Raw genomic sequence first — 16,333 nt, 5'->3', positions numbered from 1 at the left:
CTGGTCGCCAGCGTGAAGTATCGCATTGCGCACCTGTACCCCATTGACCGACGTGCCATTCTTCGAACCGAGGTCGCGCAGGAAAATCGCCTCACCGGAAGTTTCGATCGCGGCATGGCGCGGCATCATTTCGGGCTCGTCCAACGACAGGTCCGCATCGGGGCTGCGGCCGATCACGAGCTGGCCGCGCACCGCCACGATCTTGCCAAAACGCGTGCCGCTGACCCCGCGCAGCAGCACCTTGGGAGGATTGATACGCGGCGGCGTGGATACGGGCGGCAGCGGTGTCAGCGAGCGCATCGGCGGCAGGTCGCGGCGAATGCTGTCGTCGCTATCGGGCTTGAGCACGAACTGCAGCGTGTCCAGGCTGACCACATCGCCGAGCCGCAGGATCGCTTTTTCGCGCACCGGGCGCGTGTTCACGTGCGTGCGCGCTGCGTCGCAGACGCTCAGCACGATACCGCGATCGCCGACCGACAATTGCGCGTGATGCGCTGCGACGCCACTGTGATTGAGTACGATGGTATTGTCTGCCGCCGCACCAATCCGAGTGTCGCCCGCGCCGATCAAGGCGTCCTCGTGTTCCCTGTTCGGAAAAGTTAGGCGCATGCTCAGGTCTGTTTATCGGGGTTTATGTAGTTATTTTGGCAATGTAGCACACTGTCCGTTGTATAAAAATGCGAAGTCATCGAGGAAACCGCCATGCCAAGCATCGATATCCGTCGCAAGCATCATCATTCGCTGAAGGGGGCCAAGGATGTGGTCAAGAAAACCGCGCTGGCGATCGGCAAGAAGTTCGAGATCACGAGCGAGTGGAACGGCAACACGCTGAACTTCGAGCGCCCGGGCGCAAGCGGCGAGATTCATGTCAGCGCCAAGGAGATCCACGTCACTGCGCAACTGGGATTCCTGCTGGGTTTCTTGAAGCCGGTCATCGAGCAGGAAATCGAGCGCCAGCTCGACGAAGGACTGGCCTAGCCGTGAACCGCGCCGGCGGCAGGCCATGCCGCTAGTGTAAATATTCTAGGCGCCTGCCCTATCTTGCATGGCGTGGCTACAGGCCACCGCCCCAAAACGTACAATACCGGAGGGAGAATCATGGCAAACAAACCCAAGCTCAAGTCCAAAGTCACGGCCGCAGCGAGCGACGCGAAGTCCGTGTCGAACAAATCGATCATGGAGTCGGCGCAGCAGATATGGATGGCCGGCCTTGGCGCATTTTCCAAGGCGCAGGCGGGAGGCACGAAGTTGTTCGAAGGTCTGGTCAAGGACGGCCTGAATCTCGAACAGAAGACGCGCAAGATCGCCACCGGCAAGGTCGACGAAGTGCGCGGCGCCGTGGAGACCAGCGTGAGCCAGGTGCGCGAGCGCACCCAGGAAACCTGGGATCGCCTCGAGCAGGTGTTCGAGCACCGCGTGTCGCGCGCGCTCGGCAAGCTCGGCGTACCCGGGCGCAAGGAACTCGACGAACTGCTCAAGCGCGTCGACGAGCTCAACCGTGAAGTGCGCAAGATCAATCCGGCGGCGAAGAAACTGGGTATCACCCAGGCGATCAGCGACAAGGTCAAGCGCGCGCGCGACGACTTCGGCGACCTGGTCAAGGATATCGAAGAGGCGCAGATTGCCGCGAAGAAGAGCGTGCAACGTACCGTTGCCAAGGTCGCGGACGCGGTGGCCGTGGCCGCCAAGCCACCAGTTGCGGCCAAACGGCCGGTAGCGAAGAAGGCGGCGAAGAAGACCGCGAAGAAAAAGAAGTGATTTGATTTGGCGCGCCGGTTGCGCGCCAAGCTTGGCTTTTCAACAAACCGCCAGCATCATCGGCACGAAGTGGAACTCCCTCCCCTGCTTCGATCCGGCTGGCGGTTTTTTTTGCGCGTCGTCCGCTTGAGCGGCTGAGCGCTCCGCCCCGTCTTATTTCGCCGCTGCGCCCGAGCCCGACAAACGTCGGTACAAGGTGCTGCGGCTGATACCGAGCTTGCGCGCGGCGGCGGAGACATTGCCCGCGGCCGCGCTCAACGCGCTGCGCATCGCTTGCGCGGTGATTCCCGCCAGCGAGGCTGCTTGACCGGCGTCGGCGGGTACCGTGCCAGCGTGTGGTGCCGAGAGCACTGCTGCCGGCAAATCCGCAACGGTGACCCGACCCTGTCTGTCCGCCAGCGCAACCAGGGTACGCAGAGTGCCGTTCAACTGGCGCAGGTTGCCTGGCCATGCGTAGTCGGCGAGCCGCGTCAACGCAAGATCGTCCATGCTCACCGCACTCGCCGCGGCGAATTGACTCCAGAACATTTCGATCAACGCGCGCCGGTCGGCATGCTCGCGCAGCGCCGGTAACTGCACGCTGTAGTGCGCGATGCGGAAGTACAAGTCGCTGCGAAACCTGCCGTTGGCCACCGCCACATCGAGATCCTGGTGGGTCGCCGAAATCAATGCGAACTCCACCTTCACCGGCCGACCGCCACCCAGTGGCGTCACTTCGCGTTCCTGTAATACGCGCAGCAGGCGCGCCTGCAGCGGCAGTGGCATGTCGCCGATTTCGTCGAGGAACAACACGCCGCCATCGGCCTCGCGCAGCAGACCTTTGGCACCATGCCGCCGCGCACCGGTAAACGCGCCTTCCTCGTAGCCGAACAATTCCGATTCGATCAATCCTTCCGGCAATCCGGCGCAATTGACCGCGACGAACGGTGTATCGCGGCGCAAGGTGCGCCGATGCAATTCGTGTGCGAACACTTCCTTGCCGGTACCGGTTTCGCCGGACAGCAATACCGGCATGCCGGCGACCAGAACGCGCTGCGCACGATCCAGCTCGCGCTCGAGTTGCGCATCGAACACGGGCGCGATGATCGTGGTCGCCGCAATCGCCATCGGTTTGGCCTTGACCACGGCGCGCTTGCCGGCATCCGCGTCGACACGCACCAGCAACGAGCGGCCTTGCGCGTCGCGCAGACTGGTGTCGCGAGTCAGGTCACGCAGGCGGGCTTCGAACAATTCCTCGAACCGGCGCCGGCCAAGATCGCCGCGGCCGAGCCCGAGCAAGTCCAGCCCGTACCGATTGGCGGCAACCAGACGCTCGCCCTCGAACACGACAATTCCCTCGCACGGCGTACCGAATAAGCTCGCTTCGCGCTGCACCCGCAAAACCCGGCAGCCGGGGAAATCGCGCTCGAACAGCCGGCTCTCGATCTGATCCACCGCGAGTCTGACCATGCCGAGCGCGTGCGTGTGATGTACCGAGGCTTCGCCGGAAAGGTCGAGTACGCCGGCGATCTTGCCGAACGGATCGATGATCGGCACGGCCGAGCAACTCAAGACCCGATGCGGCGCGAAAAAATGTTCGGCGCCGCGCACTTCGATCGCACGGCCCTCAATCATTGCGGTGCCGATCGCGTTGGTGCCGGTCGCGCTCTCGGCCCAAGGTACGCCCGGAGTCAACGCGACGCGCGAGGCCTTGTCGAGAAAGTCCGCGCTGCCGATCGCTTCGAGAATCAGGCCATCCGGCGCGCTCAGGATCGCGATGCTGCCAGTCGCGCGCGCGTCCGCGTACAGCGTCTCCAGTTCGGGCCGGCACACGCGGCGCAGGTTCTCGTATTTCTCGCAGGCTTCGCGCAATGCCTGTTGCGGCATTGGTTCGACTTCGGGCGTGGTGTAAGCGGAAAGCCCCAGGCCGGTGCAACGCTGCCACGAACGCAGGATCGTGTCAGGCACCAGGCCGCGCGGCGCCGTGCCATTGTCGAAAAAGCGACGGCGCGCGGTGAGCAATTGGGTAGAAGTATACTTTGTCATCGACTCGTATTGTGGGGGCGCCAAGTCGCAGTGTCGCAATTTGCGACACCTGTCGCGAACAGCGAACCGAGTCTGTACACATCGCCGATGCGGATGCAATCGTGTTCGAATGAATTTAATGACGCGTCGCATCAGTTTTGCAAAGCGAATACTTGTAAACAGTAATTTAAATTACTGCTGCATCGCAATATAAAAATCCATTGGCATGGCGCATGCAGCCTATACCGCGCCATCCAACCAGGAGTTATTGCGCCATGACCAAATTGCAGCAACATCATCTTTCCGTGCAAGTTCCCTTCAAGGAACGCTACGGCAACTTCATCGGTGGCAACTGGGTTGCGCCGAAGAACGGCAAATATTTTGAGAATGTCACGCCGATCACCGGCAAATCCTTCTGCGAGATTCCGCGCTCGGACAAGGAAGATATCGAAGCCGCGCTGGACGCCGCGCATGCCGCGAAAACGGCATGGGGCCGCACCTCGGTCGCGGAGCGCGCGAACATCCTCAATCGCATCGCCGATCGCATGGAGCAGAATCTCGATCTGCTCGCGCACGCCGAGACTTGGGACAATGGCAAGCCGCTGCGTGAAACCCGTGCCGCCGACATCCCGTTGGCGATCGACCACTTCCGCTACTTCGCCGGCTGCATCCGTGCACAGGAAGGCTCGATCGGCGAGATCGACCACGACACGGTCGCCTACCAGTTCCATGAGCCGCTCGGCGTCGTCGGCCAGATCATTCCGTGGAATTTCCCGATCCTGATGGCGACCTGGAAACTCGCACCCGCGCTCGCCGCCGGCAACTGCGTGGTGTTGAAGCCCGCCGAGCAGACCCCGGTCAGCATTCTGGTCTGGGCCGAGCTCGTCGGCGATCTGCTGCCTCCTGGCGTACTCAACATCGTCAACGGCTTCGGCCTCGAAGCGGGCAAGCCGCTCGCGTCGAGTCCGCGCATCGCCAAGATCGCCTTCACCGGCGAAACGACCACCGGCCGTCTGATCTCGCAATACGCCAGCCAGAACCTGATTCCGGTCACCCTCGAACTCGGCGGCAAGTCGCCGAATATTTTCTTCGACGACGTGTGTGCGAAGGACGACGATTTCTTCGACAAGGCGCTCGAAGGCTTCGTCATGTTCGCGCTCAATCAGGGAGAGGTCTGCACCTGCCCCAGCCGCGCCCTGATCCAGGAATCGATCTACGACAAATTCATGGAGCGTGCGCTCAAGCGCGTCGCCGCGATCAAGCAGGGCAATCCGCTGGATCCGACGACAATGATCGGTGCGCAGGCATCGAACGAACAGCTCGAGAAGATCCTGAGCTATCTCGATATCGGTCGCCAGGAAGGCGCCAAGGTACTGATCGGCGGCGAGCGCAATGTACTCGACGGCGAATTCAAGGACGGCTACTACATCAAGCCGACCGTGTTCCGCGGGCACAACAAGATGCGCATCTTTCAGGAGGAAATCTTCGGCCCGGTGGTTTCGGTGACGACGTTCAAGGACGACGCCGAAGCGCTGGAGATCGCCAACGACACGCTGTATGGACTCGGTGCCGGCGTGTGGAGCCGTGACGTGAATCGCTGCTACCGCTTCGGTCGCGAGATTCAGGCCGGGCGCGTGTGGACCAATTGCTATCACGCCTACCCCGCGCACGCGACGTTCGGCGGTTACAAGCAGTCCGGCATTGGCCGCGAGAATCACAAGATGATGCTCGATCACTACCAGCAGACCAAGAACATGCTGGTCAACTACTCGCCGAAGAAACTCGGCTTTTTCTAAAGCGCCGCCAGGCATGGCTTGAATTTTTCTTGCGCGCGGGACCTGTGGTCCCGCGCATGAGGTTGCTTGCGCTCAAAAAAGCATGGGCTGGTGCAGACGTTGCGGTTTCGGGACTCCAGCCATCCAGAGCATTTCTTTTACCACCACGTAGGGAGAAGCAATACATGCACGCGAATAGAGAACCAGCAAAACACAGAACGGGGCAACATCTGGCGGCTACGATCGCCATCGCTATTGCTGGCAGCTTTGGCACAGTATCCAACGCACTGGCCGTTGAAATTGCGTCAGGCGACTGGACAGTCGATGTCGGCGGGATTGTGAACACGTATTACACCAGCGTGAGCTGTTCGGGCGATGCAGTGGGCGGGCCGGCGTTAGCCGGCAAGGCGTTGGGTTGCTCGGGCGAGAACAACAAGACCACGATCGGCAATGGCCTGCTGCCGAGCGGCCTGATCACCAAGTTCAAGACCAGCCAGAATGGCCTGGAGATCGGCGGCACGATCGGCATCATGGTGGCAGCAGCGCAATCCTCGGCGATCGCGTCGAATAGTGAAGTGGACGTGCGTCAAGCGTTCTTCACCATCGGCACGGCCGAGGCGGGCACGCTCAAGATCGGCCGTGACTACGGCATTTTCGCCAGCAACGCGATTCTCAACGACATGACATTGATCGGTGCGGGAGCGCCCACGCAGGCGACCCAGCGCGGCCGGGTGACCTTGGGTCATATTGGCGCCGGTTATACGTATCTGAACAACTATGGCCAGCTGAGCTATACCTCCCCGGTATTGGGCCAGGGCTTCACCTTCACGGGGGGCCTGATGAGCCCAGTGGACGCGGGCGCATACTCATCCAAATCCTACCCGCAGTTCCAAGGGCAACTGGCGTGGGCGACGGGCGGGTTCAAAGCGTGGGTCGGAGTCGTCTCGCAGAAGTTCTACGGTGCTGGCGGCAGCGGCGGCAGCTTCGATGCCAATGCGGCGGAAATCGGCGCGACCTTCAACTCCGGTCCGTTCGGATTGCTGGTCAATTACGAAGATGGCAAGGGTCTGGGCATCCTGACCGAAGGCGATGAGGGACCGATCAACGGACGCGCTTATCTGATACAGGGTACCTACAAGCTCAACGACAAGCTGAAGTTCGGCTTGAACTATGGCGAGAGCCGCAACTCGGATAACAACGCGACCAACGCCGCGCTGAACGCCTCGTTCAAGTCCAACAGCAACGTGACGGGTGGTTTGTACTACGCGCTGACCAAGAGCGTCACGCTGGCTGGCGAGTTGGGCGAGACCCGGTCGAAGGATTATCTGGGCAACACCGCCAAGCAGTTCGGCGGCTCCTTCGGCGGCATCATCTTCTTTTAAGCGAAACAGCATGCCCTGTTCCGTCTCGCGCGGCCATGCGTGCGCGCGAGACGGATTTTCGCGAACCTGGATTTCTGCGCGCGGCAAGGCGATCGTCTATGATCGCCGCTCATTCATAGCGCCGCGCCATGCCTGTCTCCAATCACGACTATCTGCGCAGGATTCTGACCGCACGCGTCTACGACGTGGCGCGTGAAAGCGAACTCGATTTCGCGCCCAACCTCTCCGCACGCCTCAACAACCGCCTGTATCTGAAGCGCGAGGACAACCAGCCGGTTTTCTCGTTCAAGCTGCGCGGCGCCTACAACAAGATGGCGCAATTATCGAAGGATCAACTTGCGCGAGGCGTCTTCGCGGCATCGGCCGGTAACCATGCGCAGGGCGTCGCACTCGCGGCTAGGCGGCTCGGCACGCGCGCGGTCATCGTGATGCCGGTGACGACGCCGGAGGTGAAGATCGACGCGGTGAGAGCGCACGGCGGTGCGGCAGTCGAGGTCGTGCTGGCGGGGGAATCCTACAGCGACGCATATCGCGCCGCGATCGAGCTTGGCGCAGCGCGCGGGCTGACCCTCGTGCATCCGTTCGACGACGCCGACGTGATCGCGGGGCAAGGCACGGTCGCGATGGAAATCCTGCGCCAGCATCAAGGCGCGATCCACGCGATCTTCGTGCCGGTCGGCGGCGGCGGACTGATCGCGGGGATCGCCGCCTATGTCAAAGCAGTGCGCCCGGAAATCCGCATCATCGGCGTACAGACCGAGGACTCCGACGCGATGGCGCGCTCGTTGGATGCGGGCCGGCGCGTGGAGCTTACTGAAGTCGGTCTGTTCTCCGATGGCACCGCGGTGAAGCTTGCCGGCGAGGAAACCTTCCGTCTGTGCCGCGAGCATGTCGACGAAATTCTGCGCGTCGACACCGATGCGCTGTGCGCGGCGATCAAGGATGTGTTCGCCGACACGCGCAGCATGCTCGAACCCGCGGGGGCGCTGGCGATCGCCGGCGCGAAGCAGTACGCCGTGCGCGAAAACCTGCGCAATCAAACCCTGGTCGCGATCGCGAGCGGCGCGAATCTCAATTTCGACCGCCTGCGCTTCGTCGCCGAGCGCGCCGAAGTCGGCGAGGCGCGCGAAACCCTGTTCGCGGTGACCATGCCCGAGGAGCGCGGAAGTTTCCGCCGTTTCTGCGGCCTGCTCGGCACGCACAGCATCACCGAATTCAATTACCGCATCGGCGACCCGACCCACGCGCGCCTGTTCGTCGGTATCCAGACGCGCAACAAGGACGAAACCGCGACGATTGTCTCCGCGATTTCCGCCGGCGGTTTCGAAGTCCTCGATCTCACCCACGACGAGCTGGCCAAGCTGCACCTGCGCCACATGGTCGGCGGCCGCGCCGACCTCGCCCACGACGAACTGCTCTACCAGTTCGATTTTCCAGAACGGCCCGGTGCGCTCGCGCGCTTTCTCAACGCGCTCGACCCGGCCTGGAATATCAGCCTGTTCCACTATCGCAACCACGGCGCCGACTATGCGCGCATCTTGGTCGGCATCCAGGTGCCGCCGCAGGATCGCCCGGCGTTCACCGACTTCCTCGCGCGCCTTGGTTACACCTATCGCAACGAGAGCGAGAATCCCGCGTACCGATTGCTGTTGCGCGCCGACTGAGTCGCACGCCGCACGGCGGGTTCCTGCGACGCTTCGCGTTGGAACAGCACCTTCGGCACAGTCCGGGTCCGCCGATTTGATGCGATCATGGTGCGACGCCCGACAGGAACGACCCGCATGAAACGATTGATCGGCACCCTTTTGCTGGCAGGAGTCGCGATGACGACCGTGGCATACGGTGAAACGCCGCAGACCGGGACGGCAACGTCCGCGTCGGCCGACGAGCGCTTTCAGGCGTTGTATACCAAGGAGTGGACGTGGCGCGAGCAGCAGTTTCCGGGCCTCGACGACGAGGATCGCGCGGCGAGTGCAAATGACAACCGCTTGCCAGCGGTCGACGCGAAGGCGCAGGCGGTGCGGCTTGCCTACTGGCAGGATGTGTTGCACCAGCTCGCCGCGATTGCGCCCAAGGACTTGTCGGCCGACAACCAGGTCAATTACGCGGTGTACAAACCGCAGATCGAAAACCTCGCTGCGGATGTGCGCTTTCGCGATTACGAGATGCCGCTCAACGCGGACTCGCAGTTCTGGTCGGATCTTGCCTTCATGGCGAATCGTCATCTGAAGAGCGCGGCCGACGCGGAAAACTACATCGCGCGGCTCAACGACGTGCCGCGTTATTTCGACGAGCAGATCGTCAACATGCGCGCGGGACTCAAGCGCGGCTTTTCCGTTCCGCGCGTGGTGCTCGTCGGACGCGATGTATCCATTTCCACTTACACGGACGTAAAAAGCGCAGAGGACAGCCCGTTCTACAAACCGTTCAAGCAACTGCCCACGAATATCCCGGCCGACGCGCAGGCCAGGCTGCAGGCCGATTGTACGCAGGCGATCCGCGAACGCGTGCTGCCGGCCTACGCCAAACTGCTGAAATTTTTCCGCGACGAATACGCGCCGCACGCACGCACAACGCTCGCCGCCGAAGCGCTGCCGGACGGCAAGGCCTACTACCGCCAGCAGATCCGCAAATATACGACGCTCGATCTCGATCCCGACGCGATCCACAAGATCGGGCTGAAGGAAGTCGCGCGTATCGATGCGGAAATGCAGGCGACGATGAAGGCCACGGGTTTCACCGGCGACTTTCCCGCGTTCCAGGAATTCCTGCGCAGCGATCCACGGTTCTACGCCAAGACGCCCGACGAACTGCTGATGCGTGCGTCATGGATTGCCAAGCGCGTCGACGGAAAACTGTCGCAGTACTTCGGCCTGCTGCCGCGCGGACGCTTCGGCATCGAGCCGGTGCCGGCCGCGATTGCGCCGTTTTGGACCGCGGGCCGTGGCGGGCCGCACACCTATTGGGTCAACACCTACGACCTGCCGTCGCGTTCGCTGTACAACCTGACCGCGCTGACCCTGCACGAATCCGCGCCGGGACATTCATTCCAAGGCTCGCTGGTCGAGGAACACAAGAGCGTTCCCGAATTCCGTCGCGAATACATCTCGGCCTACGGCGAAGGCTGGGCGCTGTATTGCGAAAAGCTCGGCAAGGAGATGGGCATTTACCTCACGCCCTACGATGATTTCGGACGGCTCAGTTATGAGATGTGGCGCGCTGCGCGTCTGGTCATCGATACCGGCATCCATCACAAGGGCTGGACGCGCGAGCAGGCGATCGCCTATCTCGCCGGGCATACCGCGCTGAGCCGACACGAGGTCAAAACCGAGGTCGACCGCTATATTTCCTGGCCGGGTCAGGCGCTGTCGTACAAGCTTGGCGAGATCAAGATTCTCGAATTGCGCTCGCGCGCCGAAAAGGAACTTGGCACCAAGTTCGATATCCGCGCGTTCCACGACGCGGTGCTGGAAATCGGTTCGGTGCCGCTGCCGGTGCTGGAACAGCATATCGATGCGTTTATCGAGGCGGCGAAGGCGAAATGATGGTACGCCGCACGAGTTCGCGGCGGGCAAACATCAACGACGTCTACATGCGATTACGCATCTGACGGAGCGGATCAAGCGTGCAGTGCGGACTCGGCGACGAGAATCCCGTCCGCATCCGCATACAGCCACACACCCGGACGGAAACACACGCCAGCGAATTCGAGCGTGCGACCGGCCTGCCCGCTGTGCAGGCCTTTCTCGCTCTTGCGCGGATGTACCGCCAGCGCCTTGATCCCGAGCGCCTGCGCCGCAAGTTCCGCCGTATCGCGCACGCAGCCGTACACGACGATGCCAGCCCAACCGTTTTTCACGGCGAGCTCCGCGAGCATTCCGCCGACCAGCGCGCAGCGCCGCGAACCGCCACCATCGACCACCAGCACACGGCCATTGCCCGGCATTTCCAAAGTCGCGCGCACCTGCGTGTTGTCCTCAAATACCTTGACCGTCGCGATCGCGCCATGAAACGCGCGGGTGCCGCCGAAGTCGACGAGGATCGGATCGCAGACTTGTGCCTCGGGATGGGCGTCGCTTAGATCGGTGGTGGCCGTGGACACCGAGTTCTCTAAAATGCAGATCGCAAATTAACGACGCTCTCTGGAGAACGCCTCAAGGCGTGGTGGCATGCAGCCGTACACCGAGCGCGTTGACCACCTTCAGCACGGTGTCGTAGCGTGGCTTCGCGCCGGGCGCCAGCGCCTTGTACAAGCTCTCGCGTCCGAGGCCCGTATCCTTTGCCAACTGGCTCATCCCGCGTGCGCGCGCGACGTCCTTGATCGCGGTAAGGAACAAGTTTGGGTCGGAGTCTTCCAGAGCCGCCGTCAGGTATTCGGCGATGGATTCATCATCGGTCAGATAATCGGCCGCATCGAAAGGTTTGACACCCAGCGTCTTCAGCACGTTGGTCTTGGGTTTTTTCTGCTTCATGGTTACTCCTTCAATGTGCGCGCCAATGCAAGTGCATGCTTGATGTCGCGCCGCTGGCTGGACTTGTCGCCACCGGCCAGCAGCAGATAGACCACCTCGCCGATGCGCGTGTAGTACAGCCGATAGCCGGGCCCCGCATGCACGCGCATCTCCGACACGCCTTCGCCGACCGGCTCGCAATCGCCGAAGTGACCGAATTCAGCGGCGCGGATGCGCTTGGCTATGCGCGCACGGCCGATCGGATCCTTCAGCCGACTCAGCCACGCATCGAATTCGGCTGTGCGCAGGAAGGTGAGCATGGAACTATTATGTATCCGAGCGGATACGAAGGCAAGAGAAGCTCTATTTGGTGAAGAAGGCCACACCGCACCTCGCTACGTTGTGTGACGCGCTACGCTGGCCTGACGCAACCTTCAATCCGTCTATTCCTACACATCTCCATCCTTCGCCCAACCTTCGCCCGTGCCGCGGTGGTATACAAAATCACTTTGCAGCACATTCCCAGCCGGAATCGATTCCTGCGGCGCGAGCTCGACATAAAGCGCGGTGAAATCGGGCTGCGTCGCGTTCATCAACTGCTCGAAGCTGTCAATCACGAAATAGGTTTTCTGATAGCTGTCGATGCGGTAGCGCGTGCGCATGATGCGCGGCATGTCGAAGCCGATGCGGTTGGGTGCGGGTGATTCGAGACAATGGATTGATTCGCCCTTGGACGAGACGATGCCCGATCCGTAGATGCGCAAGCCATCATTTTGTTTGATCAGACCGAACTCGACCGTGTACCAGTACAGCCGCGTCAGATTGACCAACGCCTCGGCGCCGAGGCCGTGCGCCTTCACGCCGCCCGCGCCGTAGGCCTGCATATAGTCGCCGAACAGCGGATTGAGCAGCAGCGGCACGTGGCCGAACAGGTCGTGGAACAAATCGGGTTCGCTGATGTAATCGATCTGCTCAGGCCGGCGGATCCACCAGGTCACCGGAAAGCGGCGATTGGCCAGGTGATCGAAAAACGTGAGTTCGGGCAGCAGGCCTTCGACGCCGATCAGCTCCCAACCCGTGACCTTTTTCAGCACGCGATTCAGATCGTCGAATTTCGGGATCGCATCGGGCGTCATGCCGAAGCGCTGCTGGTTGTCGATGAACTCGCGGCACGCGCGGCCGAGAAGCACTTCGCGCTGGCGTTTGAACAGGGTCGCCCAGGTCGCGTGATCGGCGGCGGTGTAGCCCGCCCACGGTTGTTCGACGACGGCCGTGGTGTAGACGGGCACGCTGCCCTTGTCGGTTTGCTGGTGTTCGACCCGGCGGGGTTGCACGTTCATGACCGGACTCGCGTTTGGTGACGATAGGCGATTTTAGCACCCTGGGTTGCGCGCCTTTGCCTGAAAATGCGCCAAGTCTCGCCTCCTGCGACGTCGCCCCGTATGCTCGCTGGGATGTTCGATCTGTATTCCAGCAACGACGCGGAAGCACTGCTGACCCAGCTCGCAGAGCGCATCGGTGCGCGCGCGCGCGCCGAGGACTTGCTTGCGCCGGAGATCGTGCTCGTGCCGCAGTTCGGCCTGCGCCGCTGGCTCGAAATCCGTCTCGCCGAGCGCTGCGGCATCGTTGCCAACATCGATTTCTTCGCGCCGGCCGAATATGCGTGGCGCCTGCTGCGCGCGGCCAATCCGCAGCTGCCCGAGACTTCGCTGTTCGAACGCAACGTGCTGCGTTGGCGCATCTTCGCGCAACTCAACGAACTCGCACGCGAGCGACGCTTCGCTGCGCTCGATGCCGCGCTCGGTGATGGCGATCAAGCCACGCGCCTGCGCCTCGCCGGCGATCTCGCACACTGGTTCGAGCGCTATCTCGCGTATCGCAGCGACCTGCTCGAACGCTGGGAGCGCGGTGCCGAAAAAGACGAATGGCAGGCCGAACTGTGGCGGCGTCTGACCCGCGGCGGCATCGAGGCGCATCGCGCACGCCTGCTCGCCGATTACGTGCAGCGCTATGGCGGTCAGCAGCGCAGGTTCGCGCCGCCGGGTATCCCGGCGCGGATCAGCGCGTTCGCTTGCACCAATATCTCGCCGGACTTGCTGCGTTTCTACGGCGTCATCGCGCAGCATTGCGAGTTCGATTTCCTGATGCCCAATCCCTGCCGCGAATATTGGGGCGATGTGCGCAGCGAACGTGCGCGTCTGCGCGACGAAACCGTCTCGGTGCTCGACGCTGCCGACAATCCCCTGCTTGCCGCTTACGGCGGCGCCGGCCGCGATTTCATCGAGCTGCTGTATTCGTACGAGTCCGTGCAACCGCGCTTCGAGGCGGACAGCGAGCTGTCGCGCGAGATTCCGCGCGATACCTTGCTGCATCGGCTGCAGGCCGATGTACTCGATCGTCTCGCACCCGCGCGTGATGCGCGCACTGAGGCCGACGGCCGTTCGCTGCAATTTCATATCTGCCATTCGAAATTGCGTGAAGTGCAGGTGCTGCACGATCGCCTGCTCGATCTGTTCGACAGCATCGACGGGCTGACTCCGCGCGATGTCGCGGTCATGGTGCCCGACATCTCTGTCTATGCGCCGTATATCGAAGCCGTATTTGGCGGCATCGCGCGCGAGGACAGGCGCTATCTGCCGTATGCGCTGTCCGATGCCTCGCCGCGCGATGCGCATCCGCTAACCGCGTTTGCGCTGCGCCTGGCCGCGTTGCCGCTGTCGCGCCTGGGGTTGAGTGAGGTGATCGAACTGCTCGGCGTGCCGGCGGTGCTGCGCAAGTTCGATCTCGATCGTGGCGAGCTCGACCGCCTCGAAACCTGGCTGCGCGATGCCGGCGTGCGCTGGGGACTCGATGAAAACCAGCACGCGGCGGTCGGCGCGGGGCGCTTTCGCGAATTCAGCTGGGCCTTTGGCATCGAGCGCCTGTTGCTCGGCTATGCGAGCGGGGAGGACGACGCGACGATTGCCGGCATCGCGCCGCGCGCCGACGTGGAGGGGAATTCGGCGCGCACTCTCGGCGTACTGCTGTCCGCACTCGGCGTGCTGCAAACCCTGCTGCGCGCGCAAAGCGCCGCGCACACGCCGCGCCAATGGCAACAAATATACAATGTCGCATTCGACAAACTGCTCGATATCGACCCTGACGATCGCGACGCGGCACGCGCTCTGGGGGCGTTGCGTGCGGCGCTTGCCAGCCTCGCCGAGGATGCCGCGGCCGCGGGTTGCGACGAGGCGCTGGACTGGCGCTGCGTGCGCGATTTTCTGAGCGCGCGTCTTGACGAACCCGAGCGCAGCCATCGTTTCTTCAGCGGCGGTATCAGCGTCTGCGGCATGCTGCCGTTGCGCGCTGTGCCGTTCCGCGTGATCTGCCTGATCGGCATGAACGAGGACGCGTTCCCGCGGCGCGAGCGCCTCGCCGCGCTCGATCGCATGACCGCCGACGGGTCGCGCCGGCGCGGCGACCGCGCCAATCGCGACGACGACCGTTACCTGTTCCTGCAATTGCTGTGCGCGACGCGCGATGTGTTTTATCTGAGCTGGATCGGCGAGGAACAACGTGATGGTTCTGCGCGTGAGCCCTCGGCCGTCGTCGCTGAACTGCTGGATACGGTGACCACACAATATTGTCCCGACGATGCGGCGGCGCGCAGGGCGCTCGTCACGAAACATCCGTTGCAGGCGTTTTCGCCGCGCAATTTCGGTACCGTCGATACGCGGCTGTTTACCTATCGCGGCGAATGGCGCGCCGCGGCTGGCATCGACCGCGAGCCGGTGCCGCAGCCATTCGTCGAAGCCGCGCCGACAAGTCCGACTGCGCTCGGCGCAGAAAGCGAGACCGTCGATCTCGATACCCTCAAGCGCTTTTTTGCGGCGCCGGCACGCGTGTTCCTGCGTGAGCGTCTCGGTATGTGGCTCGACCGACCGGCCGAAGCCGACGAAGACGCCGACCACGTCGTTGCGGACAATCTGGAAAAGTATATTTTGCGCGAAACGCTGGTTGAGGCAGCCCTGTCCGGCGGCGCTGCGGACCCCGCCACCCTGCGCGCGCGCGCTCTGCTGCCGGCTGGGCGCATGGCCGGGCCTGCGCTGCTCGATGCGCAAACCCAAACGGCCGCGCTGCTCGCTGCGCTGCGCGATGAAGGCGGGGTTGCTGGCGAGTCGACAGGAGCCTTCGTGCTGCAATTCGACGACGGCAGGCAATTGAGCGGGACACTGCCAGCGCAGAGCGAGGGCAGGGCCGTGGTCTGGGCCGCGGGCGCACTGCACGGCAAACGACTGCTCAATGGCTGGCTCGACTACCTCGCGCTCGCGGCGCATCGCGAGGATGCGAGGCTGACGCTGCTCGGCATGGCAAAGACGGGCGTGCAAACGCAACACTACTCTGGACTGACGCAACAGCGCGCGCGCGCGATCCTCGCGGCCCTGTTGGATCGCCGCGACGACGGCCTGCAAACGCCGCTGTTGTTTTTCCCGAAGACCTCGGCAGCGTATGCACAGCGTTGGCGCGAGAGCAAATTCACGCAGGCAGGAAAACGGCATGCCGACGCACTCGACGAGGCGTGCAAGGTATTCGCCGGCGAACGCAGAAACGACGAGGGCGGCAGCGGCGAAGCGGATCGCGAGCCGCCGTTCGCACTGATTGCTCGCGATCGCGACCTGTTCGACGCAACCAGCGCGGCCAGCCGGCAATTCGCCGAGCTTGCGCTCGAAATTTTCGATCCGTTGCTCGACGCGCTGCACGAGATGCCGGAATGAGCGACGCAGTGCCGAGCGATCTTGCACTGACCCTGCCGCTGTCCGGCGTGCAGGCGATCGAGGCCAGTGCCGGCACGGGCAAGACGTACGCGCTTGCGGGCATCCACGCGCGCCTGATCGTCGAAAAGAAATTGCAGGTGCGCGACATTCTCGTGGTCACTTACACGCGTGCAGCGGCGGACGAATTGCGCAAGCGCCTGCGTGAACGC

14 protein-coding genes are annotated in these 16,333 nt (G+C 62.8%); 8 read left to right on the top strand and 6 right to left on the bottom strand.

Annotated elements, in window-relative coordinates; all coding sequences use genetic code 11:
- Positions 1 to 609: FHA domain-containing protein (locus VIE67_RS13850; RefSeq protein ID WP_332027033.1), on the bottom strand; the 609-nt coding region annotated here is incomplete at its 3' end.
- A gap of 93 nt (positions 610 to 702) precedes the next feature.
- Here VIE67_RS13850 and VIE67_RS13845 point away from each other — a divergent pair.
- Both VIE67_RS13845 and VIE67_RS13840 read left to right on the top strand, forming a co-directional pair.
- Positions 703 to 978 carry a polyhydroxyalkanoic acid system family protein gene (locus VIE67_RS13845; protein ID WP_332027032.1) on the top strand — a complete coding sequence of 92 codons (276 nt, stop codon included), beginning with the start codon at positions 703 to 705 and terminating at the stop codon, positions 976 to 978.
- Between the two features lie 120 nt (positions 979 to 1,098).
- Positions 1,099 to 1,758, top strand: coding sequence for a phasin family protein (locus tag VIE67_RS13840; protein WP_332027031.1), 660 nt, complete (start codon positions 1,099 to 1,101; stop codon positions 1,756 to 1,758).
- 153 nt (positions 1,759 to 1,911) lie between these two features.
- On the opposite strand, the gene VIE67_RS13835 is transcribed toward VIE67_RS13840, so the two are convergent.
- Positions 1,912 to 3,783, bottom strand: a complete 1,872-nt coding sequence (locus VIE67_RS13835) for a sigma-54-dependent Fis family transcriptional regulator (protein ID WP_332027030.1) — start codon at positions 3,781 to 3,783, stop codon at positions 1,912 to 1,914.
- Between the two features lie 254 nt (positions 3,784 to 4,037).
- Here VIE67_RS13835 and adh point away from each other — a divergent pair, with 254 nt between their 5' ends.
- The 4 genes from adh to VIE67_RS13815 all read left to right on the top strand — a co-directional run bounded on the left by adh (position 4,038) and on the right by VIE67_RS13815 (position 10,464).
- Positions 4,038 to 5,558 carry an aldehyde dehydrogenase gene (adh, locus tag VIE67_RS13830; protein ID WP_332027029.1) on the top strand — a complete coding sequence of 507 codons (1,521 nt, stop codon included), beginning with the start codon at positions 4,038 to 4,040 and terminating at the stop codon, positions 5,556 to 5,558.
- A gap of 164 nt (positions 5,559 to 5,722) precedes the next feature.
- The gene (locus tag VIE67_RS13825) at positions 5,723 to 6,919 is read left to right on the top strand and encodes a porin (RefSeq protein ID WP_332027028.1); all 1,197 of its coding nucleotides are present in this window, start codon (positions 5,723 to 5,725) and stop codon (positions 6,917 to 6,919) included.
- A 128-nt stretch (positions 6,920 to 7,047) separates the two neighbouring features.
- Positions 7,048 to 8,583 (top strand): threonine ammonia-lyase, biosynthetic, encoded by a 1,536-nt coding sequence (gene ilvA / locus VIE67_RS13820; protein WP_332027027.1) that lies wholly within the window; start codon positions 7,048 to 7,050, stop codon positions 8,581 to 8,583.
- Between the two features lie 117 nt (positions 8,584 to 8,700).
- Positions 8,701 to 10,464 (top strand): DUF885 domain-containing protein, encoded by a 1,764-nt coding sequence (locus VIE67_RS13815; protein WP_414707373.1) that lies wholly within the window; start codon positions 8,701 to 8,703, stop codon positions 10,462 to 10,464.
- A 74-nt stretch (positions 10,465 to 10,538) separates the two neighbouring features.
- Here the strand turns inward: VIE67_RS13815 and rraA are convergent, their stop codons facing one another.
- From rraA to phhA, 4 genes are all read right to left on the bottom strand, one after another.
- The gene (gene rraA, locus VIE67_RS13810) at positions 10,539 to 11,021 is read right to left on the bottom strand and encodes a ribonuclease E activity regulator RraA (protein ID WP_332027026.1); all 483 of its coding nucleotides are present in this window, start codon (positions 11,019 to 11,021) and stop codon (positions 10,539 to 10,541) included.
- A 52-nt stretch (positions 11,022 to 11,073) separates the two neighbouring features.
- Entirely contained in the window at positions 11,074 to 11,391 is a 318-nt protein-coding gene (locus VIE67_RS13805; RefSeq protein ID WP_332027025.1) for an addiction module antidote protein, read from the bottom strand.
- A 2-nt stretch (positions 11,392 to 11,393) separates the two neighbouring features.
- Positions 11,394 to 11,690: a type II toxin-antitoxin system RelE/ParE family toxin gene (locus VIE67_RS13800; RefSeq protein WP_332027024.1), complete on the bottom strand. Its 297-nt coding sequence runs from the start codon at positions 11,688 to 11,690 to the stop codon at positions 11,394 to 11,396.
- A 129-nt stretch (positions 11,691 to 11,819) separates the two neighbouring features.
- Entirely contained in the window at positions 11,820 to 12,710 is an 891-nt protein-coding gene (gene phhA / locus VIE67_RS13795; RefSeq protein WP_332027023.1) for a phenylalanine 4-monooxygenase, read from the bottom strand.
- A 102-nt stretch (positions 12,711 to 12,812) separates the two neighbouring features.
- Between phhA and recC the strand changes: the two genes are divergently transcribed.
- Together recC and VIE67_RS13785 are read left to right on the top strand one after the other, a co-directional pair.
- A complete protein-coding gene (recC, locus tag VIE67_RS13790; protein ID WP_332027022.1) occupies positions 12,813 to 16,124 on the top strand; it encodes an exodeoxyribonuclease V subunit gamma in 3,312 nt (1,103 codons plus the stop codon).
- On the top strand, positions 16,121 to 16,333 hold a 213-nt coding region (locus VIE67_RS13785), incomplete at its 3' end, for a UvrD-helicase domain-containing protein (RefSeq protein ID WP_332027021.1). The genes recC and VIE67_RS13785, both read left to right, overlap by 4 nt.

It is taken from the genome of Rudaea sp. (assembly GCF_036560865.1).
Classification (GTDB): Bacteria; Pseudomonadota; Gammaproteobacteria; order Xanthomonadales; family Rhodanobacteraceae; genus Rudaea.
The sequence above is the reverse complement of the archived record's forward strand: the minus strand, read 5'-3'. Positions and strand labels throughout refer to the sequence as shown.

Coding starts and splice junctions, on each gene's coding strand:
- phhA (WP_332027023.1), bottom strand. CDS start 12,710: ATGAACGTGCAACCCCGCCGGGTCGAACACCAGCAAACCGACAAGGGC.
- VIE67_RS13835 (WP_332027030.1), bottom strand. CDS start 3,783: ATGACAAAGTATACTTCTACCCAATTGCTCACCGCGCGCCGTCGCTTT.
- VIE67_RS13815 (WP_414707373.1), top strand. CDS start 8,701: ATGAAACGATTGATCGGCACCCTTTTGCTGGCAGGAGTCGCGATGACG.
- recC (WP_332027022.1), top strand. CDS start 12,813: ATGCTCGCTGGGATGTTCGATCTGTATTCCAGCAACGACGCGGAAGCA.
- VIE67_RS13805 (WP_332027025.1), bottom strand. CDS start 11,391: ATGAAGCAGAAAAAACCCAAGACCAACGTGCTGAAGACGCTGGGTGTC.
- VIE67_RS13845 (WP_332027032.1), top strand. CDS start 703: ATGCCAAGCATCGATATCCGTCGCAAGCATCATCATTCGCTGAAGGGG.
- adh (WP_332027029.1), top strand. CDS start 4,038: ATGACCAAATTGCAGCAACATCATCTTTCCGTGCAAGTTCCCTTCAAG.
- VIE67_RS13825 (WP_332027028.1), top strand. CDS start 5,723: ATGCACGCGAATAGAGAACCAGCAAAACACAGAACGGGGCAACATCTG.
- VIE67_RS13840 (WP_332027031.1), top strand. CDS start 1,099: ATGGCAAACAAACCCAAGCTCAAGTCCAAAGTCACGGCCGCAGCGAGC.
- ilvA (WP_332027027.1), top strand. CDS start 7,048: ATGCCTGTCTCCAATCACGACTATCTGCGCAGGATTCTGACCGCACGC.
- VIE67_RS13800 (WP_332027024.1), bottom strand. CDS start 11,690: ATGCTCACCTTCCTGCGCACAGCCGAATTCGATGCGTGGCTGAGTCGG.